Source organism: Lyngbya sp. CCY1209, from assembly GCF_035615495.1.
Classification (GTDB): Bacteria; Cyanobacteriota; Cyanobacteriia; order Cyanobacteriales; family Microcoleaceae; genus Limnospira.
On the sequence record NZ_JAJENU010000513.1, the window covers coordinates 1 to 23,789 of the forward strand.

Consider the following 23,789-nt stretch of genomic DNA (forward strand, 5'->3'; position numbering starts at 1 on the left):
GAGCCGTGTGAGGTGAAAGTCTCATGCACGGTTCTGAATGGGAGGGGGAGAAGGTGACTTCTCTCTCGACCCCTAATAAGATTGCAGTTGCCCCAAACTCGCTCCGGATCGGCAGGAGCGGGTCGGCGGGTCCGAAACTGCGATGCCCGTCACCTCGCCAACCCCAAACCCCTGAGTTCCATGTCAACCATGATGATCGAAAAAAGAAAACCGTCTCCGCTCGCCTATCTGGGAACGATCGCCCTGTTGGTGGGCGGTGGGGTTGCCGCCTACTTCGCCCTCACCGCCCGGAAGCCCGTCGAGAACGTCCCCTTGGGGGCGAACGTCGTCCCCCAAGATGCGATCGCCACCCTGTCGCTGTCCACCGAACCGCAGCAGTGGGAACGGCTGCGAGGGTACGGAACCCCCGAATCCCGGGCTGCCCTGGAAAAACGGCTGGCCCAATGGCGCGATCGCCTGCTGACGGACAACGGCTTCAATTATCAACAAGACATCCAACCTTGGGTGGGCGACGAAGTGATGGTGGCCTGGTTGTCCGACCCCGCGATGATTTCGTCGGGTCAGGCGCCCCAACCGTCGGATACCCCCCCCGAATCCCCCATCGTCTCGGCCCGGATGGTGGTGCTTCCCATTGCCGACCCGGCCAAAGCCAAGGAAATTCTCGACCGCCCCAAAACCATCGCCGGCGGGAGCGTCACCGAACGCAGCTACCGGGGCGTCGATATCGTCGAAACCGAAGGTCTGCCCCAAAATTATTCCATCGCGGTACTCGGACAGGAATTTCTCCTCGTCACCACGGCCCCGAGTGCCACCGATCGCGCGATCGATGCCTACCGGGGCGACGATTCCCTCGCCAAAACCCCCGGCTACGCTGCGGCCGTCCAAACAATTCGCAACCCCGCAGCTTTCGCCCAGGTCTATCTCAACATCCCCGTGGCGGCTTCCGCGGCCTCCCTCACCTCGGCCCAACCCATACAGACGGAAAGTTTGGAACAGTTGAAACAAAATCAGGGGTTCGCCACCACCGCTATTCTGGAAGAAAACGGCATCGACTTTCGGGCAGTGTCCTGGCTCAAACCCAACAGCCAACGCAAATTTAAAGCCGCAAATCAAGCCCACGGGATGCTCAAACGGATTCCGGAAACGGCGATCGTGACGGCGGGGGGCGGCAACCTCAAGCAGGTGTGGGAGGATTACAATCAGGGGGCTAACGCTAACCCCATCGCCCCCTTCAATCCGAAGGCGTTGGCGGGGAGTTTGAAAGAGTCCATCGGCATGGACTTGGACAAGGATTTTCTCAGTTGGATGGACGGGGAATTTTCCCTGGCTTTAATTCCGGCAATTCCCAATAAAGATGTCCCCCAAAAGTTCGCCGCCGGGTTCGCATTCATGGTGGAAGTGAGCGATCGCTCCTCGGCGGAAAAGAGCCTTAAACAACTCGACGAAGTGATGCGGGGGCGGAATTTCCAGGTGGGAGAAGCCGTCCTCAACGGCCAGCCCGTGATCCAGTGGACTTCCCCCTACGGCGGTTTCAGCGTCATCCGGGGATGGCTGGACGGGGACGTGGCCTTCGCAACTGTGGGGGCGCCCGTCGCCAACCAATTCCTGCCCCAACCCCAGAATCCCATTACTTCCAACGCCCTGTTCCGGGAAACGCTGCCGTCGGACCGGGACCCTGACCAGGGTAATTTTTACATCAATATTGAACAGGTTTTCGATCGCAAAAATCTCTCCCTACCGCCCCTCGCCCCCCAGCAGCAGGTCTGGGTCAGAGCGATCGAATCCATCGGCCTGACGACTGCGGTAACGGGCGATCGCACGGTCCGCTACGATGTCTTCGTCAATTTCACCGATACAACGGTAGCGGAGGGAGAGTCGGAAGTCGGTATTAGGGAGTCGGGAATAGAAAAAAATTGACAATTGGTAATTATCAATTGTCAATTATTAATGATCAATTATTCATTATCGCCGTCGGCGACTGCCGCCGGTGGAACGGTGTCGGCTGCCGCTGCCGGTTCCGAAACTGGGCGTCCGCCGTTGGGTGGGACGGGCTTCCTGGGACTGCCGCAGGTTGCTGCCTCCGACGCCGGAACCCGTCGAACGGTTGGCGTTGGGGTTCGTCCGGTTCGGAGAAGTGCTCGAACTCGGAGAGGAAGAACGCACCGTTCCCGTACTGCGGAAGGTCTGGCGGTTTTTCACTGCCGGGGGGGGTTCGTTGTAGGTGCGGCGGTACTGGCTGACAGCTTGGTTATAGGTGTTTCCGTAGCCACCATAACCCACCATCACGCCGCCGGGTTGATAGACGGGGGGGACGTAGTAGCGGGGGGCAAACAGGCTGTTGGCGATCGCACTTCCGACAAAGGCCCCGGCGAAGGGACTCCAGAAGTTCGACTCCCGGCGGACGATGACTGTTTCCGTCTGTCCGGTTTGGGGATTGGTTTGGGTTTCGGTGACGTTGTGGACGTACTCGATTTTAAAGTCTTCGGTCAAATACAAAATCGGCTGGTTATTTTCGACTGCCAAATAGCTACTTTCTCCGGCTTGGATTTGCTCGGCTGTCAGGCGAGCCATTTGCAGGTTATCCGTCCGGTAGACGGGGGGTCTGGCATTGAGCAGCATCAGGGTATATTCCCCGGTGGCGTCGTCGTATTCAGCCTGTTGGACGGGGTATTTTCCGTCCGAGAGTTGGGTCGGCGCCGGCGCCGCCGTGCGGACGGGTTGCTGTACGGCGGTGGGCGAGGGCGAACCGCAACTGACGGTCGTCCAGCCCAGGGCGAAAACCATCAAAATGGTGATCAATTTTTTCTTTAACATGGTTTGGTTTTACGGTTTGAAAGTGCGATCGCAAAAGGATTTCGACAGTTACAGGGGAACCAGTTCCGGAAAGTTCTGTAGCAACTGCTCGTCGGTGAGTTCGTCACCGAAGCGGGCCGGGGAAAAGTGGATCTGAATCGCCCGCAAACTGCCTTGGTAGTGGAGGTTGACGATCGCCTTGAGTCCGGCTTCCATCGCTTCAAAGCTGGCTAGGTCCGTTTCCAAGTCCGGAACTTCCCCTTCACAGGCTATTGTAATCATTACCACCAGGTTGTAGGTGACGGGCAGGGTCAGGGGTTCGTCGGGGTCGGGTTGGCCGAGGTCGGGTTCGCTCAGATACCGCCCGGCGGCGTCGGTGAACAGTTCGTTTACATAGTCCCCGGCTTCTTCTTCGCTCCAGAGCACGTCCCCCTCGTTGCAGGCGGACTGCCAGTAGGTATCGTACTGGAGGAGGCCCTGGCAGAGGTTCACCAGGCCTTCCCCCATCACTTCGAGATCGCCGTTGGCTTCTACGGCGTCCCGGGCGACCCGGTTGAGGATGCCCAGCAGGGGGGCGACTTCGGAACCCGCCAGGTGCAGGAACAGGCGGGACACCACGAACCGGGTTTTCCCGAACATTTTGTTAAAGCGATCGCCGATGGCCATAGTTGGAATTAATTGATAACTGATAATTGATAATTGACAATTTTCAATCGTCGGTTCTTAATTGTCAATTTTGTGGGCTTTCTCATAATTCTGGGGGCTTCGGGGGGCGATCGGGCCTGGAAAATCTCTGGAATTGTTTTATGGTGGGGGTTTTGGCTTTTGTAAAGTTATGCGACATTTTGCGTAATTTTGCACGTCAAGTGAGTTGATGTCACTGGGAGAGAATGAAAGAAAAGTTAACAATTTTGGAGGTTGACAGTCTCGCACAAGGGCCGATAAGATGATGTTAAATAAATACAAAAAACACAGGATATTTCTTTGCATCCACAAAATGCATAAAATCCTGTTAATTCGTTCATCTCTACAGCGTCAACCTAAATTTATCGGAATTCACTTCAAAAGATGCCTCTATCTATCTTTTACTGTCCTTAAATTAGATTGGATGAATGCTGAGATGAATTTGTAGTTCGACTAATTGTTCGGCTAATTTATGCAATTCTAGGAGTTTTTTGATATGCAGCTTACAAATGTAGTGGAACCGTTTGGTGAAGTCAACGTTTATAAGCAAAACAATGGCAGCATTAAGATTGTTGCAACAATTCTTACTGTTCCAGATTTAGAAGGGGTAAGGATGGGTTTGGCTTTGGATGGTTCTGCCTCCATGAAAAAAATGTATGGAGTGAGTGGGGTTGTCGGGGGCGTGTTTGGGGCGGCTGCCAGTATTCCCAATGTTGTTGAACCCGTTACTCGCACGATGATCGGCTACTTGTCGAACTTTTCATCAAATGGCAAAGTTGATTTAATTTACTGGGCTTGTAGTGCGGATGGTTCAAAAATTGAAGAAGTGGGGGGATTTGACGAGCAACAAGCCCAAAATTTGGCGATCGTCGGCCCCAAAAAATTACCGTGGGGGCGAGGAACCAAGCTGTTGGCTCCTCTCAAACATTTTGTTGAAAAATTCAAAGATGCTCCGTCTTTGGGCGTCAAGCAACCCGGTGCGCTTTGTGTTTTCGTGACTGATGGAATTATTGAAGATCTCTCAGATGTAAAACAATATTGTCTCCAGTATGCCAAAGAAGTGACCAATCAAAGTAAGCCTTTTATAAAAATGCTGCTAATTGGAATCGGTGACGAAGTTGATGTCGGACAAATGGAAGAACTAGATAATATGTTTGAAGGCAAAAATATCAAAGATGCTTCCGGACAAGATATTGACATTTGGGATCATCAGTTGGCAAGTGATATGAACAAATTAGAACAGGTATTCAAAGAGTTGGTTTCTGAAGACATGACGGTTATTGGTTCCGGTCGAATCCTAAACCAAGCGGGAAAAGTTTGCAAAGATTATCCAGACGGTGTTCCCGCGTTACTTCGCTTTACTTTACCTTCAGGTTCAACGTCCTTCACCTTAGAGTTTCCTGGCGGAAATATCACCCAAGATATTTCTGATGGGTTATGACCAGATCGGATGACGAATTTTCAAACAAGGACGACAAAATATGTATAGCTCCAGCTCAAATTCTGAGGAGCAACAATCGAGTTATCAACTTCCCAGAAGTGTTGTTGCCAAGGAATTTGGTGAAGTCAATGTCAAAAAAAGTGGGCATCACTTACAAGTTTTGTTCACGATTCTTATGGAACCTCAAGGATCTGATGCTGAAGGTTGGCAAACCGGTATTGCACTAGATGCTAGTGCTTCAATGCGAGGTTTGTATGGTCGAAGTTTGATCGGGGAAATTCCTGATAATTTGAACAAAACATATGAAAAGAAAGGGTGGATTACTTTAAAAGTTCAAGATGGAAAGACTTATAAAGTTATCAAGTCACAAGCTTATGAAGATGCCATTCAAAAAGGATACATAAAAGCCAGCGATAATATCGTTCAACCTTTGGCTCAAAAATTTATCAGTTACTTGGCAGATAATTTGGATGCTGATGGTGGAACAACGGTAATTTACTGGGCAGGTGGTGATGGAAGTTCTACCGAAGTTCTAGGGGATTTTACAGAACAACAATGTCGTCAACTCGAAATTGATGGCCCCAAATCGATGGGCTTTGGAGCCGGCACAATTCTTACCCCTGCTGTCCAGTATTTTACCGAACGATTTGCCGATGCCAAACGAGGAATGTATATTTTTATGACCGATGGCAGAATTGATGACTTGGCGAATATCAAACAATATACAAATCTGTTGGCAAATCAGATCAAATCAGGTCAGCGCCATGTGGTCAAATGTGTTCTAATCGGTGTCGGCGATGAAATCGACCTGCGCCAACTAGAAGAACTAGATGATCTGACAACTGATACCGGGATTGATATTTGGGATCATAAAATCGCTACTGAAATGAGTTCTTTAGTTGAGATTTTTGCTGAAGTTGTGGATGAAAACCAAATTGTTGCTCCGACTGCAACAATTTACGATGATTCCGGGAAAATCGTCAAAAAATATACCGATGGTTTTCCTGCAAAAGTTTCATTTACGCTCCCTTTGAATACTCAAGGATTTGAATTGGAAGTCTATGGTCAAAAAATTTATCAAACGGTTGTTGTTCCCAAAAACAACCGAGATCAATCAAGTCGATCAAGCTCCGATCTAAATCTGGGTTAGATGGAGACAACTTAGTTCAACTGTAAAAACATTTTTTTTTGAGTCATTTCGTGTCAGGAGAAAAATTATGTCATCTCGTCGTTTGCCCGTTTATTTAGTTTTAGATTGTTCCGGTTCGATGTCCGGCGACCCCATTGAAGCTGTCAATCAAGGGGTTAAAGCACTGGTAGCCGAACTGCAAAGTGAACCCTATGCCATAGAAACCGCTTACCTCTCTGTTATTACTTTTGAAAGTACCGCCCAACAAGTTTGTCCCCTGACTGAATTAATGACATTTCAGCCACCTTTACTTTCTGCGGGAGGGACGACGGCATTAGGTGCTGCCTTAAAACTGTTAACCCAATGTTTCGATAAAGAGGTAAAAAAAGCCAGCGACGCCCAAAAAGGGGATTGGAAACCATTAGTATTTTTGATGACAGATGGGATGCCAACTGATACTTGGGAAAAAGCGGCAGATCAATTGAAACAGAAAAAACCCGCCAATATTATTGCCTGTGCGGCTGGCTCAGGAGCCGACGAATATACGCTCAAGAAACTGACAGAAATTGTAGTTAAGTTAGATAATTTGCAGCCAGATACTCTCAAACAGTTCTTTAAGTGGGTATCACAGTCAATCAAGCAAAGTTCTCAGAGTGTGGCTCAGGTGATGGCAGATAACCAACCGATCAATCTACCTCCCCCTCCTCAAGGAATCCAAATTATTCCTTAATACTAGGCTGATGCACCCAATCCGGGTGCATCGACACCACCATTAAGATCCAATCATTAACCAAAGGCTAATAAAAATTATGTCTGATTATGACTCTAATAAAAATTCAAATGAAGAATTCATTAAAGCAGTTTTATGGAAACTTGGTCTGATCGAAAATTCAGATGAGTTACAAAAAAAATGGGACGAGTTTCGTGATTATTTTAAGGAAGATGAATTTAGGGATAAATTCAAAATTGCTATTCGTAAATTTTTGACAAAAGATCCACAATTGTTTCCGGTTCCAAAAGTAGAGAAAAATGCTACCATAACTCCAGCCGAGCCTCCTATAATTGATCAATCTCAAGTATCCAAAGGAAAATCCATTCAAGATGGCGAATTGTCACGTCAAAACCAAGATTTGATAAAAGCTAATAACCCTTCATCTAGTGATCCTCAAAATCCAGCTAACAGGAGTTCAGGAGATCCTGAACCACCCGAAAAAGAAGTTTTAGACAATTCTCAAAACCAGGAAACATTTCATCGAGAGTGCAATCAGCAACAACTTGATCAGCCTAAAGCAACTTCTACCCCTATTACTCCGCCTTGGCAGTATCGTCCTGTTCCCGATCAAGATACGGAACCAAAACCTCATGACGAATTTTATCCTAAACCAGGTCAATCTTCAGAAGGATTAAAACTGATCGGAGCCAGAGTCAGAGGAAAAATGCACAAACATCAAGGAACTAATTGTGATGATTGGTTTGAATTTGATACCGTTGATAAATGGACAATTATTGCAGTTGCTGATGGAGCAGGATCTAAAAAGTTTTCTCGAATTGGTGCCAAGAGTTCTTGTAAAGAAGCGGTTAAATCATTGAAGAATTCTCTCAAGTCATTTTGTCTCGATTCTCGGCAAATAAAAACAGATTTAGAAAATGATTTGAGTCGTCAGGACGGGATGTTTAAAGGAGAAGATGTAAAGGAATTGCAAAACTTTTTATACGGGGCTTTAAATGAGGCTTATAAAGCGGTTGAAAATAAAGCAAGTTATCTTAAGAATTTTACAGGTTACAACGATAAAGCAGCAGGAAACAAAGAACTTGATACCAAAGATTTGTCAGCCACTCTACTTCTGGCTATCCACACAACAATTCGGGTAGAAAAAGAAAATTCTAGCTATGATTTTGTTTTAACTTGCCAAATTGGAGATGGAATGTTGGCTGCTATTTCCCATGAATATAATTTAAAATTATTGGGAAAACCTGATATTGGAGAGCATGGAGGACAAACTGATTTTCTGACTTCGGCTAGAAAGTTAGAACCTTCTAATCTTGTCCAAAAAACTTTTCCTTTCATTGGCAATCTAAAAGCCTTGATGCTCATGACAGATGGTGTTTCAGATGACTACTTTCCCAACGATCCAGGTATGTTGGAACTGTATGGAGATTTAATCTTAAATCGAGTTATAAATATTCCTAATTTTGACAAAAAAGAGAGTGAAAAAAAACCACAAAAAACCGATTTTCAAGATGAAGAAGTAGAAAGAATTTTAGCCTCAAATTCTGAGGAACCTAAAAAAGTCTTAATCCGTTCTATTGCCAAGTATGCCAAACAGTTGGACAAAGATATTAAAGAGGTACTGACATCTCCCGATTTATTAAATGCCGGGATTTTGACGGAACAAATGTGTTCGGAATGTGAAAAAATGGAGTCACACGAAAAATTAAAAATTTGGTTGGACTCCTACTACCGAAGAGGCTCTTTTGACGATCGCACGTTGGTTGTTTTATATCGGGAGGAAAATTGATGGCAATTGCAACCTTGGCAGATGGGAGCATCCTTGAATATATCCCCGATATGATTGGGGAAGGTGCGATGAAGCAAGTCTATTTTACGGCGGACAAAACGGCGGTTATTTGCTTTTACAAAGATCCGAATGCCGGTTCAGATAAAAATCGGTTATCTCGACTTGGAGCCATCTTAAACAAATATGATCCTGCTTCTGGGACTAATGGAGATTATTTCAAAAACCTATTTTGTTGGCCGACGGCGATCGTGACTCAACCTTCATTGGGAGTGATTACCCCTGTTTATCCTCGGAATTATTTTTTTGAAACGGGAAAGTTACAAGGAAAAGAAAAAGAAAGTACCTGGTTTGTTCGTTCCAAACTTCGCTCTATATTGCCACCCGAAGAAAAAGGAAAGTGGATTAATTATTTTCAAATTTGTATTCGTTTGGCACGAGCAGTCAGACGTTTACATCAAGCCGGATTAGCTCATTCTGACTTATCTAACAAAAACGTTTTGATCGATCCGACTTCTGGAGAATGCCTGATCATTGATATTGACTCTTTAGTTGTTCCTCAACTTTTTCCACCCGATGTGCTGGGAACAAGGGGATATATTGCCCCAGAAGTCTTATCAACCATTCATTTACCCCTCAACGATCCTCAACGGAAACATCCATCCACTGCCACCGATCAACACGCCCTTGCGGTTCTGCTGTATCAATATTTATTGGGGAGACATCCCTTAGAAGGTCCCAGAACTTATCCGGCGGCATCGGCGGAAGAGCAAGAGCGTCTAGAAATGGGTTCAAAAGCATTATTTATTGAACATCCTAGCGATACTTCTAATCGTCCTCAAGATTTACAAATTCCTGTTACTGCTTTGGGGCCGCAGTTAAGTCAACTCTTTCGGAAAGCATTTATTGAAGGATTGCACTCTCCCCATCTTCGTCCACCCGCCATTGAATGGGAGCGAGCTTTGATCAAAACCTGGGATATGTTTTTTCCATGTGCAAATCATTATTGTCCGAGTAAATGGTTTATTTTACATGATTTCAATCATGCAAAGTGTCCTTTTTGTGGTTCAAAACCCAAAGGAAAAGTTCCGATTTTGAAGCTGCGTAAAGAAAGACGTCCGGGACAATGGATTGGGGATGGAAAATTGGTTATTTATCAAAACTTATCGCTGTTTAAATGGCATATTTTTGACAATATTTTTCCGGGAGAAGGAGCCGATCGCACCCCCCAAGCTTATTGTGTTTTTTATCAAGGAAATTGGTTGCTCATTAACCAGGAGTTGACTTCGTTGATGTCATCCAAAGGCAATTTAGTTCCTCCGGGAAGTGCAATTAAACTTGACCATGGCATCCAGTTTCGGTTTTCTAAAGAACCTCGATCTAGAATGGTTGAAGTTCAAATGGCTGAGTTCACATCCTAAACATTAATTATGTCAAGCCGAATGATTGGAATATAAATTGAGGAATGGGAGTTATTAATCAATGTCTAAATGGATTGAAGATATCAAAAAATTTCTGGGTATTTCACCTCAACAAAAAAGCAATAATAACCGACAAAATTCGCCCTCTAAAGGCATCAAAAAGAGTGCAGCCGGAATAAAAAATACCAAAAAAGTAACGAATACTCAAGTCAAAAATCCTGTTCATTCAGAAGCTGCCAAGATTGGGCCAAGCCAGAAAAAACAAGAAGTCACTGTCTATCAACCTCCCATAACAGAACAGTTTACTCCCTCTAGCCGAGACAGCCTTCAAGAAAAACTAAATACTTTACCGGATGACTCTACGCTCCAGTTGTGGCCTCCAAAAGCAGAATATCCGGGTCCCCTTATCATTAATCACCCGATGATCCTGGATGGGCAAGGGGCAACCCTATGGTCAAAAGTTGGGCCTGTTTTACTCATTCAATCTCCGGGAGTCAGCTTGAAAAATCTGAGAATTGAAGTCACAGGAGAGCAACGGAGTAATTCTCGCGATCAATGCGCGATTTTGGTCAAATCAGGAATCAATCTACAGTTTGATAATATACAAGTACGAGGTTCTGTTATGGGATTACCCCAAGAAGAAGGCGAATGGCAGTATCCAGAATGTTTGAACGTGGGTCAACTAGCCTACGGAAAAGAATATCATTTTGTCGTCAAAATTTTTGTCCCAGTTGATTGCAAAATAGTGACCGATATTTCCGGTTTAAATATACAAAATTACAAACTCAAACCGGGGCTAAACTCGGTCAATATAAGTGTTGACAAAATGCCGGAAGACACTTTAGTATCTGGCAATATTTTTCTGGTCTCAGCATCTTTAAAACGAAGAATTACTGTGACGGCTCATGTGATATCTTTGACAGAAGATTCGACTTGGGTTATACCGAATCGTATTTTATGGGAACCCGAAACCGGGCTGAGTAATGTTTCAAATCCAACCTCACAGGAACAATTAGATCAAACAGAACCGGAAATCATAGATGGTTCTGAATTATCTGAATTGGATTCTTCATTTTCAACGTCTATCCCTTCCGATATTACAGAAACTCAAGATTCCGAGGAACTCGATCAAACGACATCGTGGTCATCTTCCCGGATTCGTCGAGGAGAAACACTTCAAGATGGAATTTTTACCGCAGAAACAAACCGATTAGATGACGAAGCTGACAATGAGAACGAGTCCAGTTATTTGCAGCTTCCCGAACTATTTACTCAGTCAAGTAATAATGATGTGATATCGAATTCAAAACCTCAAACCTCATCAAAAACTCAATCCTCTTCCTTGCCTTCTATTTTTGAGGAAGAACAGTCCCCATCTCAGTCTGTTGAACCTCTGCCCGCTCCTTCAGTGACCAATATTGATACATCAAAAGATATCAATCCTTTATTCGGCGATGATTTTCCAAATTCCGATCCGAAACATAGTGAAAAATTGACAGAGTCAGATCGAGAAAAATCGCCGAAATCAGAGGTAGCTAATACCGATTTGGAAACTTCTCAATCCCCGACAACTAGAAGAGTGCAGTCCCAGAAAATATCTCCTATATTTGGTAGCATTGACAATAATAATAAAGAACCTGAATAAACCTATCATATTGATTGAGTGGCTGCGAAGAGTTGGGAGTCGCGCAACGTTCCCAGTCATGCAATTGTAATGGGAGTACCCGCTCAAGTTTTCAAGCAAGGTCTAAGTCGGGGCGAAAGTTTTTCGCCCCTAACGATGGATATTAATAGACGAGAGAGGTCTAGGCAGACGCCTCTTCACTGAGGATGCGATCGCTGTACTGACTCGACTTAGCCAGATAAATTCCCCCCAAAACCGTAGCAAAAGCGAGAGTATTCACCAGCGTCAAGCCTTCAACAAACACGATCCAAGCAATAATCGCGGCAAACACCGGATCGAGTAACAGGAAAATCCCCACCAAACCCGAAGACAGACGCTTGAGGCTATAGGCTTGTAACCCTTGTCCCACCACTTGGCAAACGATCGCTAACCCAATCACAGCCATCCATCCAGAAAGGGTGACGGGAAACAGTTGATCTTCAGCCAGTAAGACAACCGGTAACGAGAGAATTGTACCGACACCACAACACCACATTAAGATCACCGTCGCGGGGAATTTGTGGCGCAGGGTTTCGATCAACATCAAATTGGCGGCGGAAAAGACGGCGGATAATAAGGCGGCAATATCCCCGTTCAGGTGTTCGGCGCCGACCTGGAAATCATCCAATCCCAGAGCGATCGCCCCGATCGTCGCAACCAGTAACCCCATTAAAAACCGCCGGTCAAAGGATTCGTGGAAAATGACCCAAGCCCCCAGAGTGGTAAATAACGGCGTTAGATTATGTAAAATCGTTGAATTAGCGACACCTGTGAGGGTCAGGGACCAAGCCCAAAACGCCAGACATCCCCAAAACATGACCCCGGCACCGATCAACAAAACCAGATCCCGCCGATTCAGCGCTTCAACCTTCGGTTTTGCCTCCGGACTCTCCCCAGTTTTCCAGTGTTCGAGGGCATAAATCACCCCCAAGACTAAAAAGGCAATCCAAAATCGGTGGAGGATGGTGGAAAATGGCCCCAGTTCTCGCTCACTCAGGCGGATGAAAATTGCGGCAAAGGACAGGGAGGCGATCGCCAAAAATATAGCAACCAGGGCTGATACAGTGGAACTAATTTGAGGAATTCTGAGTCGATCGGGTTGGAGCGAAGGTAAGGCTCGGGTTAAAGACATAATCTTAGCAAGGGAAACCCTTGGAGTAGCAGGGGCGAAGGAAGAAGATGGAGTCCATTGACTTACAATCCTCCTCTCCCTTTCAACTATCTTAAGATTCTTTCCCCATCAGTCAGACACCTTATTTACAATTTGTTACAGAATTAAACAACTCTTCATTAAACGGCTCTCAATTCCATCATCAAACCCTGACAATTCATCATCATGGGGACATCGAATATCAAGTCCGGAAAATCAGCGATCCTATCAATTTCTGATTGTCAAAGTCCGAACATCGTTTTTACAAAAATAATTTGAGCGGACATGATAGAATCTGCTATCCTGAAAGATACAAGAGGTCATGGGATGTTCTTTCTGACCCCTATTAATGAATATTTTTTCTGATTCAATCGGCTCCTGATCATTAACCATACAACATCTGCGATCGCACCAGTGGGCTTCATCCGGGGGTGTGATCGGAAACTTTGCTGAAAACCCGTCCATCTGAGAGGATCATGGTTTAATATTGCTGTTTGAGCCGCAAAATCTATGAGCCATTCTTCCTCAGCCGAGTCCCCGGAGACGCTTCCCATCCCCAAAATGAAGTTTTGGACGAAAATGGCCTTCGGTGCCGGGGACTTGGGAACCGCGATGACGGTCAATATATTAGTCTTTTTCCTGCTATTCTTCCTGACGACGGTGGCGGGACTGCCCCCCGGACTGGCCGCCAGCGTGCCGATGGTGGGGAAAATTTGGGACGCAGTGAACGACCCGATTATCGGCGTTTTGAGCGATCGCACCCGCCACCCCTGGGGCCGCCGCTACCCGTGGATGGTGTTCGGGGCAATTCCCTTCGGGCTGTTTTTCTTCCTGCTGTGGATTGTCCCGAGCACCGATACCTGGGTGCAGTTTTGGTACTACGTCCTGATCGCGATCGCCTTCCACACGGCTTACACGGCGGTCAACCTCCCCTACGCCACCCTCACCCCTGACCTGACCCGGGACTACAACGAACGCACCACATTGAACGGATTCCGGTTCTCATTTTCCCTGGGGGGCAGTATTTTTTCCCTGATTTTGGCACAAATCATCTTCGCGATGTTCCCGGACGACCCCGGCCTCAAATATATGATTTTGGGATTGGTGTGCAGTTTGGTGGCGGTCCCGCCGATTTTCTGGTGCGTGTTGGGCACCCGCGCTCGCGTCGCCGAAGTGCAGGCAGCGACGGGGGAGGAAGACGAACCCACCACGTTACCCCTATCGGAACAGGTGAAAATCGCCTTCAGCAACCGCCCGTTTTTATTCGTAATCGGAATTTATTTATTTTCCTGGCTGGCGGTGCAGTTGACGGCCTCCATTTTGCAATATTTCGTGGTGTACTGCATGGACCTGCCGGAAGCGACATTTCCCCAAGTTGCGATCGCGGTTCAGGGCACGGCATTGGTGGCGTTATTTCCCTGGAGTCGCGTCAGCGAACGGTACGGGAGGCGGGCCGTTTATTTGATGGGAATGGGATTGTGGATTATCGCCCAGGCGGGGTTATTTTTCCTGCGACCGGGACAGGTGGGGTTGATGTATATTTTGGCAATTATTGCCGGGTTGGGCGTCTCCACGGCTTACCTCGTCCCCTGGTCGATGATTACCGATGTCATCGATTACGATGAACTCAACACCGGAGAGCGGCGGGAGGGAATTTTTTATTCCTTTATGGTATTATTGCAAAAAATGGGATTGGCGATCGGGATTTTTTTGGTGGGGAAAGCCCTGGATATCGCCGGATTTGTGGAGTCGGTTTCCGGACAGGAAATCGCCCAACAACCGGACTCAGCATTGTTGGCGATCCGGATCGCGATCGGACCCCTGCCGACGGTGATGTTAATTATCGGTATCATCCTCACCTACTTTTATCCCATCACCCGCCAATATCACGAAGAAATATTACTCCAACTCCAGGAGAGAAAAAGGGAACGCGAAGCGTGACGCGGGGGCGCGAGGTTTGCGCCCTCCCCGACTCCTCCCGCAGGAGGGCGATCGCCATTTTCCCGGACAGCGATCGCGGTGCGTTCCCGACCTTCATCAACCGCCTTGACCGACGATGGATGAGTGGGAACGCACCCTACAAAATCCCGAAATTTAATTGTTAATTGTTAATTGTTAATTGTTAATTTTTAATTGTTAATTGATTTGAATTCGACCAGGGTTTGAAAGTAGGTTTCCGGCAATCCCGTGTCGAAGCTGCGACCTCTGATGATGTAGCCTTTCATCTCGTCCTGTTCCCGCAGGGTTTCCAAGCAGGATGTCAGTTGATATTCCCCCTTTTCGCGGACATCATGGCGGATGTTGTCGGCCAGGAGATTGAAGATTTTGGGGTCGAGAATGTACAATCCGAAGACGGTCAAAAAGCGGTCCCAGTCGAGTCCCCGAACCCGCAGGTTGGTGCGGGCGTAGTCGAGGGTCGGCTTTTCATAAATTTGCGTCAGGTCGAATAAATTTTCGGTCTCTTCCACGGGTTTTCCCGCCACGCAGCCGTAGTGGCGGATGCGATCGCCCGGAGTCATTCGCAATCCAATTATATTTTGTTGAACTTCTTCGTAAACTTCCATCAGTTGACGGGCACAATTGACCTTCAAATCGGAGGCATAAACGTGGTCGCCCAACAGCAGCAAAAACGGTTCTTCATTCACCCACTGCGCCGCACAAAAGACCGCGTGGCCGAACCCCTCCTGCTGTTCCTGGGTCAAGATGGTGATCCGTTCCCCCAGGGTTTGCAAATAGTGGCTGTAGTCGCGACTGTCCGGGGAGAGTTTGCGCCACAATTCCGGTTTCGGAGACCCCTGAAAGAAATCTTCAAATAATTCGCGATCGCCCGCTTGGACGACAATTCCCACCTCTTCAATTCCCGCGTGGAGGGCCTCTTCCACCACCACCTGAATCACGGGTTTGGCAACTCCCTCGGAATCCACAATCGGGAAAAACTCTTTTTTGACCATTTTGGAGGCGGGGAACATCCGAGTCCCAAATCCCGCCGCCGGGATCACCGCTTTCCGAACCCGACGGTTCTCTTGTCCTTTCATCGTCTCCGCTCCTCCCAATTCGGGAAACGGATGCATTTTAACCTAATTTCCTGACAATTTGTTGCCGGGTGAGAACCGCCCCCCCCCATCGCCCTTCAGGGTGAGCGGAAATCCCCGCATTTTGGGAAAATCGGCTTCAATTCGGGCGATCGCTTCCCCTCGGACTCCTTCGTCCCGCGCCACCCATCCCGTCCCCCGGGGCACTCACCCCCTGGCCGCCGAGTCGGGCCGGATCGGTTCGTCATCCAACAATTGATGCACTCGGGGCCATCGGAGTTGTTCGGGACCGGTGGAGATCAGGTATCGGTCGAATTCGCTTTGGGCGCAGGTCATTAGGTTCCCCAACGCCCCGGCATCCCCCCGCCACAGGGCCGCGATCGCCTCCGAAATCAATCGAGCGTTAATTTTGACCCAATCGTGCTGAACGCCCCGTTGGAGGGCATTTTTAGCGTAGGGATAACAGGCGTTGAGTCGTCCGAGGATGGTTTGGGTGTCCTTACAGACTGCTTATTTTCCGATACAAAACTTGCTGAAAATTCTGTCCAATACCGATTCTGTAACTTCCTCCCCCGTCACCTCTCCCAAGGCGTGGATCGCCCCCCGCAAATCGATCGTCCAGAAGTCGAAGGGCAGACCATTTTTGATCGTGGTTTGCACCTGTTCCAAGGCGACTTTGGCGCGGGTGAGGGCGGCGGCTTGCCGTTGGTTGATCGCCAATTCCAGGTTAGCCGCCTGGAGGTTTCCGGCGTTCACCGCGTCGAGGATGCCTTCTTCCAACTCGGAAATGCCGTGGTTGAGGGTGGCGGCGGTGGCGACGATGGGGGCGGTTTTGTCTTCCAATTGGTTTAAAATCGATTTTTGCACCGTTTCTAACTGTTCGGAGGTGATGCGATCGCACTTATTCATCACGACAATAAGCGGACGTTCTTTTACCTGGAAATAAATGTCACTTTCGGCTGGAGTCCAACCCGTTTCGGCATCGAGGGTAAATAAGATTAAATCCGCCGTTTGGGCGGCGGTGCGCGATCGCTCCACCCCGATTTGTTCGACGCGATCTTCCGACTTGCGAATCCCGGCGGTATCGAGCACTTGGATGGGAATTCCCCCCACCACCAGTTGGGATTCTACCACATCGCGGGTGGTTCCGGGCAGGTCGGTGACGATGGCGCGATCGCTGCGACTCCAGGCATTTAATAAGCTAGATTTTCCCACATTCGGACGGCCGACGATCGCCACTTTCAACCCCGTCCGCAACAATTCGCCGCGATCGGATGTCGCCACAATCTCCGTCAATTCTCGCAATACATTTTCGAGTTGAATGATAATTTCCCCTTCATTTAAAGGCGGCAAATCCTCTTCAAAATCCACCCTCGCCTCAATTTCCGCCAAAATATCCAGGCAGGTCCCCCGCAGGCGCCGGATCGGGCCGGCCAATTTTCCCCGCAGTCCCGCCAACGCCGCCCTCGCCGCCACCGGGGACTGGGCGTCCACCAACTCGGCGACGCTTTCCGCCTGGGTGAGATCAAGGCGTCCGTTGAGAAAAGCCCGCAGGCTGAATTCTCCGGGACCGGCTAACCGTGCCCCCGTTTCTAGACACAACTGCAACACCTGCTGGACGGGGATGATGCCGCCGTGGCAGTGGAATTCTACCACGTCTTCCCGGGTGAAGGATCGGGGGGCAAACATCAACAACAACAGGGCTTCGTCCACGATTTCGCTGGTTTGGGGGTGGCGGATGTAGCCGTAGAGGATGCGGTGGCTGTCCCAGGGCTGGCGTCCGGGGGCGTGAAACAGGGTTTTGGCGATCGCGACGGCATCGGAACCCGACATCCGCACGATTCCGATACTGCCCTGCTGGGGGACAATTGCGGTGGCGATCGCGACAATGGTTTCGCTTGCCGTCCCGATTTCCGACATTTTTACTCACCCAAAACTAACGAATCCTCGAATTGTATTGTATCGCGAAGGGTCAATTCGGTGGGCGATCGTCAATTGGAGTTTTCCCCGGGGTCAAATTCGCGACGCCGATCAAAAAGAAAATCGCGATGGAAATGATACCGCCGGAAACGACGGCGAATCAATTTTTGGAAGCCTGCTATTTGATTGATCACAAAGGCGGGGGATATGGCGATTTGGGTTCCTAGGGACGCCCAAGCGCAACAAGAAAAAGAAATGCTGAATCGATCGCCCCCATCTCTTCCTCCCGATAGGTGCGCGATCGCCCCCCATCCGGTACAAAAAGAAGGGCGATCGGCTTTGCCGGTGAGCTTCGCCCAATCGCGGGGAAACATTCCATGCTGATAACTGCAGAAATGCGCTGGTTTCATCCCGGACAAATCCCGGCCGACATTCGGGGCTGGTTCGAGTCCGACTGCCTCGGAAAATTGGAAACCCCGCCGGCGCGAGAAGATCTGTATTTGTGCGTTCCCGGCTGCGAATTTCTCAACCTCAAACACCGGCAGGGACGCCTGGAATTGAAGTGGCGGCGGGAGGATTTGGGCGTCTGGAACGTGAGCCCGCAGTGGCAGGGACGCGCCCAAATTTGGATCAAGTGGCCCTGCGACGACCCCCAGGCGGAGCGGATGATCCCGCCGGAAGTGCGGGAGATGAAAACCTGGATTGCCGTCGAGAAGGCGCGATCGCTCCGTTCCCATTCCCTCGATGGGGAGTCCGGGGGCGCCCTGGAACTGAGTCAACTGCACATTCAAAATCAAGACTGGTGGAGCGTCAGTCTGGAGGTGTACGGCCCCGAGGAACGATTGCCCGAGATCTTGGATGCGATCGCCTCCACCGTTTCCCGCAACTATTCCGGTCCTCCCCTCACCCTCGCCCATTCCTACCCCTACCCCGCCCTGCTGTTGAGAATAGGGAGTAGGGAGTAGGGAGTCGGGAGTCGGGAGTAGGGAGTAGGGAGTAGGGAGTAGGCAATAGGCAATAGGCAAGCTAGCAATAGGCAATAGGCAGTAGGCAATAGGCAAGCTAGCAATAGGCAATAGGCAAGCTAGCAATAGGGGACAAGCTGATATCCGGTCTGTACCAACTCCCCAATCATCTGAATATGATTTGAGCTAGTAGGGGCGCAAGGTTTGCGCCCTCGGGAATTGATTCCCAAGCGGTCTGGATGTCCCACCCGTTGCCTCCCTCCGCCTCCTCGGCCTGTCTAGCCATTTTTCGGGGAGCGGGAAAATTTTGTTTCCGGAAGTGTTGACAAACCGATTTTTCTGTGCGACTATGAGAAAAGTCTGATGAAATGCGGGTGTAGCTCAGTGGTAGAGCGTCACCTTGCCAAGGTGAATGTCGCGCGTTCGAATCGCGTCACCCGCTCTCAACCGGAAACCCGACTTCCTCGCGGAGGTCGGGTTTTTGCATGGGGTGTAGGGTAGGGAAAGTCAAAACTTCCCGATTCCCGATTCAAGACCCTTGCCGGAGCAGCAGTTGCCAATCTCGAATCATGTCCCCAGACCAGAGCCAATTTTGGCTCAATTCGTGGGGTTTGAAGGCCTCCGGCGCCTCCGATCGCACCTTGTCGCGGAATTTGACAGCCTTGCTCAACTGCACCATCTTCTCCTCCGTGGGCAGGGATTCGGCCGATCGCATCAACACCAAACCCAAACCCGCGTAGGCGTCGAGTACCTCGCGATTCTGATTCTCCTCTGATGCCCCCGCCGTCGGTTTGGCACTCGCCGTCATCACCCCCGCCGTCGGCGCGGCGGGATCAGGTGTCAAAGCCGGATCTTCCAATTCCAGGGCGCGATACCAGGCCAGGTAGGCCCGTTCCAAATTGCCCTCGGCGTAGTAGGCAAATCCCAGGGCCGTCTGATATTTAAGGGAGGTGGGGCGCTGTTGGACGGCCCGAGCCCAGAAGCGGCGCACGTCGTCCCGGGTGTAATCCGCGTTGCCCCGTTCGATGGATTGCCAAGCCAGCCGACCCTTGAGAAAATTAATGCTGGGGTCGTCCGCATTTTGTACCGGAACGGCGGCGAGGGCGGCGTTGGCTTCCGCCACGGCTTTCCGGTCTAGCAGTTCCGTCACCGCCTCCACCCCGGCGCCCAAATTGCCGCGATCGAACTGTTCGATCGCAATTCCCAAAACTTGGTCGGTGCGGGCCACTTCCAAGGCCGTCGCCTGGGTCGCCGCGGAGTTGAGGTTGCCGGCCGACTCGGAAGCGGACAGGTGGGACCCGACGCCCAACAGGGGTACGATCCGATCTTGAAATCGCCACAATCCCCAACTGAGGGGGAGGAGGACGATCGCCAACAATAGCCCCAATTTCAGAGGAGACGGTTGGGGGGGCGACGTCGGGGGGGACGGCCAGCCCGACCCGTCCAGGAGAGAATCGCGCCGGCCCTTTTCTGCGGGTCGGGCGGTCTGGAGTTTTCCGAGTTCCTCCCCGATAAATGAGGGGAAATCGTCCCCCGTGCCATCGAAATCGAGGGAATCGTCGAAAGAACCGGATAAAAACTCATCATCCTTGAGAAAGGATTCCGGATCTTCAAAGTCATCAAAATTCCAATTGGCGGAGGAAGCCGTCAAAATCCCGTCGAATTCGTGGTGCAAATAGAGAACGGGCAAAGCCCAATAAAGCTGGTGGGAACCGTAGGCGGAAATCAACCCCTGTCGGGCGCGACTCAAACTCAGATCCACCGAAGAACCCTGATTCAAATTGCGGTAAAACAGGCGGGTGAGGGTGAGGGCCACTTCGTCGGGGATGCGTTCGGCCATCGCCAACACCCCCGGAATGCCCCGTTTCACCAGGGCTTCGGCGAGGTTGAGTTCGGGCATCTCGCCCTCGGAAAGGGACGGGTTGCTGTAGGCGCCGCGACAGGAATTCAACACGGCGATCTGGATGCCGTTGTTGGCCAGCAGCCCCGCCAAGTCGTCGCCGCTGACGGTTTCCGTGAGTCCGGTGCGGCCGCTGACAAGGTGGAGGGCACCGCCGGTGGAGGTGTAGCTACTGTGTCCGGCGTAGTGGAAGATTTGGTACTGGCCCCGTTCGAGGGCTTGGGTGATCTGTTCGCGATCGGGTTGTTCCAGGATGGTGAGTTGGATGGGGCGGGACTGACCCGATTCCTGTCGGAGTTCCTGTTGCAGTTGCAGGGCTTCCTGCTGGAGTTGTAAGCTGTCTTGGTCCCCCGGCGTCGCGATCGCCATCAGGATTTTCAAAGGCCGACCGGAGAGCCGGCGGAGCGAGGGTCGGCGAGATCCGGTGCCGGGTTGGTAGCGAGAAAAGAGGATGTCGGTGCCGGTGGCGATCGGCCGCCCCCCCTCGTGGAGGACTTCCCAGGGCAAACTCGCCAGCCGCGACCCTTTCAACCCCAACCGCAATTGCAGGGGTTCCCGGCGGTGGTGGGCGATCGCCTGGGCGCTCGTCCAACTGTCCCGGAGCGTCCCTTGAAATAAATGATTGTAGAGTTCCTGGCCCAGTTCCACCAAACTCGACATCGGCGGAGCCTCGGGGCGGCCGAAATCCCCGGAGTCCCCCCGGGCGACGCTTTCGAGTACCCCCCACAGCGGATCGCTCATCAGGTGGTGGCTCTGTCGCAACCACTCATCCACCGGCCACTTGACTTGTTCTTCGGCCAGCGGTACGCCGGAGGGGACATTGAGCGTCCGTTCCGTCCGCACCAAATATTCATCATCCCCAACGGGGGTCACGGAAATGAGAAACTCCTGGGTCATCGGTTCCAGCTTGCGGGTGGGTGGGAGAAGCCGCGGGGCTTCCTGGCTGAGTCGATCGCATTTCTTCGGGAGGGTGAGAAACTGATTCAAATGACTCAAACTATCAGATTCTGAACCCCTCCGGCGATTTAAGGATATTGACTGCGGTGGGGAACCATTTGCTCCCCAATTCCAGGTTAACGAAATCCACGAAAGATAGCGCGTGTCGCCCAAGTCGTTTTTACGACCGTTGACCGGGAAATTCGGGATCGTCAATTACGGCGTACATTTGTTCAATGCGGCCTGCGAAGTTGTCAGAAATGCCGAATCGCGACCGTAGAGATCTCGGAGAATGTCCAGGGTTTCCCGGACCAAAATCAGAGAATTGACTGTATTCAACCAGGCGAGATCTCCCTCGGGGACGATCATGCCGTAAAACTCGCAGGTGAGGGGTTCTTCGGGGATCAGGGCGTAGTCGTCGCGATCGCTCTCGGGTTGGCGGAGCACTTCCCCGACCAATAGTAACCCGTCGCTGGCGAAGGCGTTGATGTTGCCCTCGCCCACGTCCCGGACGGCCTCGAACCGGCCGTTGGTGCCCGGATATTCCACGGGTTGGGCGAGGGAGTAGCGGCTGGTGATGAATCGCTCGGTGAGGGAGGCGGGGAGGACGCCGATGGTGATATTTTCCATCGCCCCAGAGGGGTTGAGGACGGCGGCGTTGTCCTGGGTGACGAGGAGGTGGGTTCCGGTGGCGATGAAGCGATCGGAATAGGCGATGCCCGGTTTGGGCGTGCGGGTGATGGTGTTGGGACCGCATTCGACGTGCACCGTCCCATCTTGAACGATCGCTTCCCGGTTTTCCAGGGTGGACTGGATCAATTCGACTCGGACGGGTTCGGCGAGTTGCAGTTGTTCGGTGAGGCGGTTCGCCAGCAGGTCCATGAGTTCGATGCAGTAGCCCTCCCATTCTCCGGTTTCGGGGGAACGGTAGCCGAGGGGGGCCGCGTCTTGTCGGACTCCGGCTTTGAGGGTTCGGGTCCGCCGGATGTCTTCGAGGACGGTTTCTGCCGAGGCGGCGGCGGGGAAGAGGACCGAGAGAATCAGACTCAGGACAACCCGGACGATGGTGTTGCTCATGGGGTTAAATTGAACGCTTGAGAGATTTTTACCGCCATCTAGCTTACCGTTTGGGGGGCTTCCCCCAAACCCCCAATTCTGGGGGCTTCCCCCAAACCCCCAATTCTGGGGGCTTTGATTCGGATTGAATGGTCACTCATTATTTCACACTCGATAAGCTGGGCAGGGCCGATACCGTCCGTCATCTCCTGGTAGTGTTGACGGCGGATGGAAAATTGCTCGAAAGTACCCGAGGCGGAGAGATAAAACTCCGCTATCCGAACGGAATCGCGATCGCGAACTCGGAAACCCTCGCCGTCGCGGACAGCAACAATTTTCGGATCTTAACTTGGTCAACTAATCCGCTTGGAATCGAACTCACCCCGGATCGACAGGTGGATTTTGTCCGCAATCCGAAATCAAAAAATCCCTATATTTCTGAATCACAAAAACGGGCGATTCCCGTTGCGGATGAGGGTCGAATCTATCCGGTATAGCAACGAGCGCTTACGTGGTTACAGTTGAAATGGGGTCAGAAATTTTCAAACCCTTATAGAAAAGCCGTTTCAGTTTACGACTCCCTAATACCGACGGCCTCGGACCGCGCGCAGCGCTATATTTGTCGAGTTTGACGTCGCGGGTTTTGGTGGGTGTTGGTGGGGGACGGTAACTTTGCCCGGGACAACCTGTTGCGGTTCGATCGCAACTGGGAAAATCCCCCCAAAATTCCCCTTCCTGGAAATCCCGATATTTCTGACATGGCAGTTTCCGAAGATCGGGTGTTGCTGACGGTCCCCGAGGCTTACTAAATTTGGTCAATTTCCCTCGATGATTTGTCCGTGGTTTTCTTCGGAAATGAGGCGTTTCAACAGTCCATGTACGAAGCCCAACAATTTCAGGTCAATTTGCGAAGATTTTATTACGGAAGTCTGGGCGTGGCGATCGCGGGTGTCATCATTTTATTGGGTGTGGCGGTGTGGGAACGTCGGCAACAGGCGATCGCCCTCCTCGATCTCGATCCCACCCTTTCGGATTCATAAGTTTGCGGAATGGGGGGCGATCGGATTGAAAGGATATCTGGAATTGATCCGCCAAATTTGGTGGCGGGCAACCGGAGACGGTTGCCACCACTATTTGCCCATCAGCAACCGGCAGGCAACCGGAGACGGTTGCCACCACTATT

At 50.6% G+C, this 23,789-nt stretch carries 20 protein-coding genes and 1 tRNA gene; 14 read left to right on the forward strand and 7 right to left on the reverse strand.

Annotated elements, in window-relative coordinates:
* Positions 1–189 precede the first annotated feature (189 nt).
* Entirely contained in the window at positions 190–1,917 is a 1,728-nt protein-coding gene (locus LKE08_RS16425; RefSeq protein WP_324705326.1) for a DUF3352 domain-containing protein, read from the forward strand.
* 45 nt (positions 1,918–1,962) lie between these two features.
* Here the strand turns inward: LKE08_RS16425 and LKE08_RS16430 are convergent, their stop codons facing one another.
* Positions 1,963–2,814, reverse strand: a complete 852-nt coding sequence (locus tag LKE08_RS16430) for a hypothetical protein (RefSeq protein ID WP_324705327.1) — start codon at positions 2,812–2,814, stop codon at positions 1,963–1,965.
* 48 nt (positions 2,815–2,862) lie between these two features.
* Positions 2,863–3,459, reverse strand: a complete 597-nt coding sequence (locus tag LKE08_RS16435) for a DUF1517 domain-containing protein (protein WP_324705328.1) — start codon at positions 3,457–3,459, stop codon at positions 2,863–2,865.
* A gap of 514 nt (positions 3,460–3,973) precedes the next feature.
* On the opposite strand from LKE08_RS16435, the gene LKE08_RS16440 reads away from it, so the two are divergent.
* The 6 genes from LKE08_RS16440 to LKE08_RS16465 all read left to right on the forward strand — a co-directional run bounded on the left by LKE08_RS16440 (position 3,974) and on the right by LKE08_RS16465 (position 11,629).
* Positions 3,974–4,918 (forward strand): vWA domain-containing protein, encoded by a 945-nt coding sequence (locus LKE08_RS16440; RefSeq protein WP_324705329.1) that lies wholly within the window; start codon positions 3,974–3,976, stop codon positions 4,916–4,918.
* Between the two features lie 40 nt (positions 4,919–4,958).
* Positions 4,959–6,068, forward strand: a complete 1,110-nt coding sequence (locus LKE08_RS16445) for a VWA domain-containing protein (RefSeq protein ID WP_324705330.1) — start codon at positions 4,959–4,961, stop codon at positions 6,066–6,068.
* Between the two features lie 67 nt (positions 6,069–6,135).
* Positions 6,136–6,777 (forward strand): VWA domain-containing protein, encoded by a 642-nt coding sequence (locus LKE08_RS16450; protein ID WP_324705331.1) that lies wholly within the window; start codon positions 6,136–6,138, stop codon positions 6,775–6,777.
* A gap of 79 nt (positions 6,778–6,856) precedes the next feature.
* Positions 6,857–8,566: a PP2C family serine/threonine-protein phosphatase gene (locus LKE08_RS16455; RefSeq protein WP_324705332.1), complete on the forward strand. Its 1,710-nt coding sequence runs from the start codon at positions 6,857–6,859 to the stop codon at positions 8,564–8,566.
* The gene (locus LKE08_RS16460; protein WP_324705333.1) at positions 8,566–9,984 is read left to right on the forward strand and encodes a lipopolysaccharide kinase InaA family protein; all 1,419 of its coding nucleotides are present in this window, start codon (positions 8,566–8,568) and stop codon (positions 9,982–9,984) included. The genes LKE08_RS16455 and LKE08_RS16460 overlap by 1 nt, the downstream gene beginning before the upstream one ends.
* Before the next feature lie 61 nt (positions 9,985–10,045).
* Entirely contained in the window at positions 10,046–11,629 is a 1,584-nt protein-coding gene (locus LKE08_RS16465) for a hypothetical protein (protein ID WP_324705334.1), read from the forward strand.
* 160 nt (positions 11,630–11,789) lie between these two features.
* Here LKE08_RS16465 and LKE08_RS16470 read toward each other — a convergent pair whose 3' ends face one another.
* The gene (locus LKE08_RS16470; RefSeq protein ID WP_324705335.1) at positions 11,790–12,779 is read right to left on the reverse strand and encodes a DMT family transporter; all 990 of its coding nucleotides are present in this window, start codon (positions 12,777–12,779) and stop codon (positions 11,790–11,792) included.
* A 528-nt stretch (positions 12,780–13,307) separates the two neighbouring features.
* On the opposite strand from LKE08_RS16470, the gene LKE08_RS16475 reads away from it, so the two are divergent.
* The gene (locus LKE08_RS16475; RefSeq protein ID WP_324705336.1) at positions 13,308–14,738 is read left to right on the forward strand and encodes an MFS transporter; all 1,431 of its coding nucleotides are present in this window, start codon (positions 13,308–13,310) and stop codon (positions 14,736–14,738) included.
* 188 nt (positions 14,739–14,926) lie between these two features.
* Here the strand turns inward: LKE08_RS16475 and LKE08_RS16480 are convergent, their stop codons facing one another.
* Positions 14,927–15,832 carry a UTP--glucose-1-phosphate uridylyltransferase gene (locus tag LKE08_RS16480; RefSeq protein ID WP_324705337.1) on the reverse strand — a complete coding sequence of 302 codons (906 nt, stop codon included), beginning with the start codon at positions 15,830–15,832 and terminating at the stop codon, positions 14,927–14,929.
* Between the two features lie 100 nt (positions 15,833–15,932).
* On the opposite strand from LKE08_RS16480, the gene LKE08_RS16485 reads away from it, so the two are divergent.
* Complete coding sequence (locus LKE08_RS16485) at positions 15,933–16,088, forward strand: hypothetical protein (RefSeq protein WP_324705338.1); 156 nt, start codon at positions 15,933–15,935, stop codon at positions 16,086–16,088.
* A 251-nt stretch (positions 16,089–16,339) separates the two neighbouring features.
* Here the strand turns inward: LKE08_RS16485 and mnmE are convergent, their stop codons facing one another.
* Entirely contained in the window at positions 16,340–17,749 is a 1,410-nt protein-coding gene (gene mnmE, locus LKE08_RS16490; RefSeq protein ID WP_324705339.1) for a tRNA uridine-5-carboxymethylaminomethyl(34) synthesis GTPase MnmE, read from the reverse strand.
* A gap of 377 nt (positions 17,750–18,126) precedes the next feature.
* On the opposite strand from mnmE, the gene LKE08_RS16495 reads away from it, so the two are divergent.
* Together LKE08_RS16495 and LKE08_RS16500 are read left to right on the forward strand one after the other, a co-directional pair.
* A complete protein-coding gene (locus LKE08_RS16495) occupies positions 18,127–18,714 on the forward strand; it encodes a hypothetical protein (protein ID WP_324705340.1) in 588 nt (195 codons plus the stop codon).
* A gap of 370 nt (positions 18,715–19,084) precedes the next feature.
* Positions 19,085–19,156 (forward strand) — tRNA-Gly (locus tag LKE08_RS16500).
* Between the two features lie 87 nt (positions 19,157–19,243).
* On the opposite strand, the gene LKE08_RS16505 is transcribed toward LKE08_RS16500, so the two are convergent.
* Together LKE08_RS16505 and LKE08_RS16510 are read right to left on the reverse strand one after the other, a co-directional pair.
* Complete coding sequence (locus tag LKE08_RS16505; RefSeq protein ID WP_324705345.1) at positions 19,244–21,511, reverse strand: CHAT domain-containing protein; 2,268 nt, start codon at positions 21,509–21,511, stop codon at positions 19,244–19,246.
* 255 nt (positions 21,512–21,766) lie between these two features.
* Positions 21,767–22,627, reverse strand: coding sequence for a transporter substrate-binding domain-containing protein (locus LKE08_RS16510; protein ID WP_324705341.1), 861 nt, complete (start codon positions 22,625–22,627; stop codon positions 21,767–21,769).
* Between the two features lie 128 nt (positions 22,628–22,755).
* On the opposite strand from LKE08_RS16510, the gene LKE08_RS16515 reads away from it, so the two are divergent.
* From LKE08_RS16515 to LKE08_RS16525, 3 genes are all read left to right on the forward strand, one after another.
* Positions 22,756–23,103 (forward strand): hypothetical protein, encoded by a 348-nt coding sequence (locus LKE08_RS16515; RefSeq protein WP_324705342.1) that lies wholly within the window; start codon positions 22,756–22,758, stop codon positions 23,101–23,103.
* Positions 23,104–23,262: 159 nt separating this feature from the next.
* The gene (locus LKE08_RS16520) at positions 23,263–23,415 is read left to right on the forward strand and encodes a hypothetical protein (protein WP_324705343.1); all 153 of its coding nucleotides are present in this window, start codon (positions 23,263–23,265) and stop codon (positions 23,413–23,415) included.
* A gap of 24 nt (positions 23,416–23,439) precedes the next feature.
* Positions 23,440–23,646 carry a hypothetical protein gene (locus LKE08_RS16525; RefSeq protein WP_324705344.1) on the forward strand — a complete coding sequence of 69 codons (207 nt, stop codon included), beginning with the start codon at positions 23,440–23,442 and terminating at the stop codon, positions 23,644–23,646.
* The last annotated feature ends 143 nt before the right edge of the window (positions 23,647–23,789 follow it).

Coding starts and splice junctions, on each gene's coding strand:
- LKE08_RS16470 (WP_324705335.1), bottom strand. CDS start 12,779: ATGTCTTTAACCCGAGCCTTACCTTCGCTCCAACCCGATCGACTCAGA.
- LKE08_RS16505 (WP_324705345.1), bottom strand. CDS start 21,511: ATGACCCAGGAGTTTCTCATTTCCGTGACCCCCGTTGGGGATGATGAA.
- LKE08_RS16450 (WP_324705331.1), top strand. CDS start 6,136: ATGTCATCTCGTCGTTTGCCCGTTTATTTAGTTTTAGATTGTTCCGGT.
- LKE08_RS16445 (WP_324705330.1), top strand. CDS start 4,959: ATGTATAGCTCCAGCTCAAATTCTGAGGAGCAACAATCGAGTTATCAA.
- LKE08_RS16425 (WP_324705326.1), top strand. CDS start 190: ATGATGATCGAAAAAAGAAAACCGTCTCCGCTCGCCTATCTGGGAACG.
- LKE08_RS16435 (WP_324705328.1), bottom strand. CDS start 3,459: ATGGCCATCGGCGATCGCTTTAACAAAATGTTCGGGAAAACCCGGTTC.
- LKE08_RS16465 (WP_324705334.1), top strand. CDS start 10,046: ATGTCTAAATGGATTGAAGATATCAAAAAATTTCTGGGTATTTCACCT.
- LKE08_RS16515 (WP_324705342.1), top strand. CDS start 22,756: ATGGTCACTCATTATTTCACACTCGATAAGCTGGGCAGGGCCGATACC.
- LKE08_RS16460 (WP_324705333.1), top strand. CDS start 8,566: ATGGCAATTGCAACCTTGGCAGATGGGAGCATCCTTGAATATATCCCC.
- LKE08_RS16430 (WP_324705327.1), bottom strand. CDS start 2,814: ATGTTAAAGAAAAAATTGATCACCATTTTGATGGTTTTCGCCCTGGGC.
- LKE08_RS16455 (WP_324705332.1), top strand. CDS start 6,857: ATGTCTGATTATGACTCTAATAAAAATTCAAATGAAGAATTCATTAAA.
- LKE08_RS16475 (WP_324705336.1), top strand. CDS start 13,308: ATGAGCCATTCTTCCTCAGCCGAGTCCCCGGAGACGCTTCCCATCCCC.
- LKE08_RS16440 (WP_324705329.1), top strand. CDS start 3,974: ATGCAGCTTACAAATGTAGTGGAACCGTTTGGTGAAGTCAACGTTTAT.
- LKE08_RS16480 (WP_324705337.1), bottom strand. CDS start 15,832: ATGAAAGGACAAGAGAACCGTCGGGTTCGGAAAGCGGTGATCCCGGCG.
- LKE08_RS16510 (WP_324705341.1), bottom strand. CDS start 22,627: ATGAGCAACACCATCGTCCGGGTTGTCCTGAGTCTGATTCTCTCGGTC.
- mnmE (WP_324705339.1), bottom strand. CDS start 17,749: ATGTCGGAAATCGGGACGGCAAGCGAAACCATTGTCGCGATCGCCACC.
- LKE08_RS16495 (WP_324705340.1), top strand. CDS start 18,127: ATGCTGATAACTGCAGAAATGCGCTGGTTTCATCCCGGACAAATCCCG.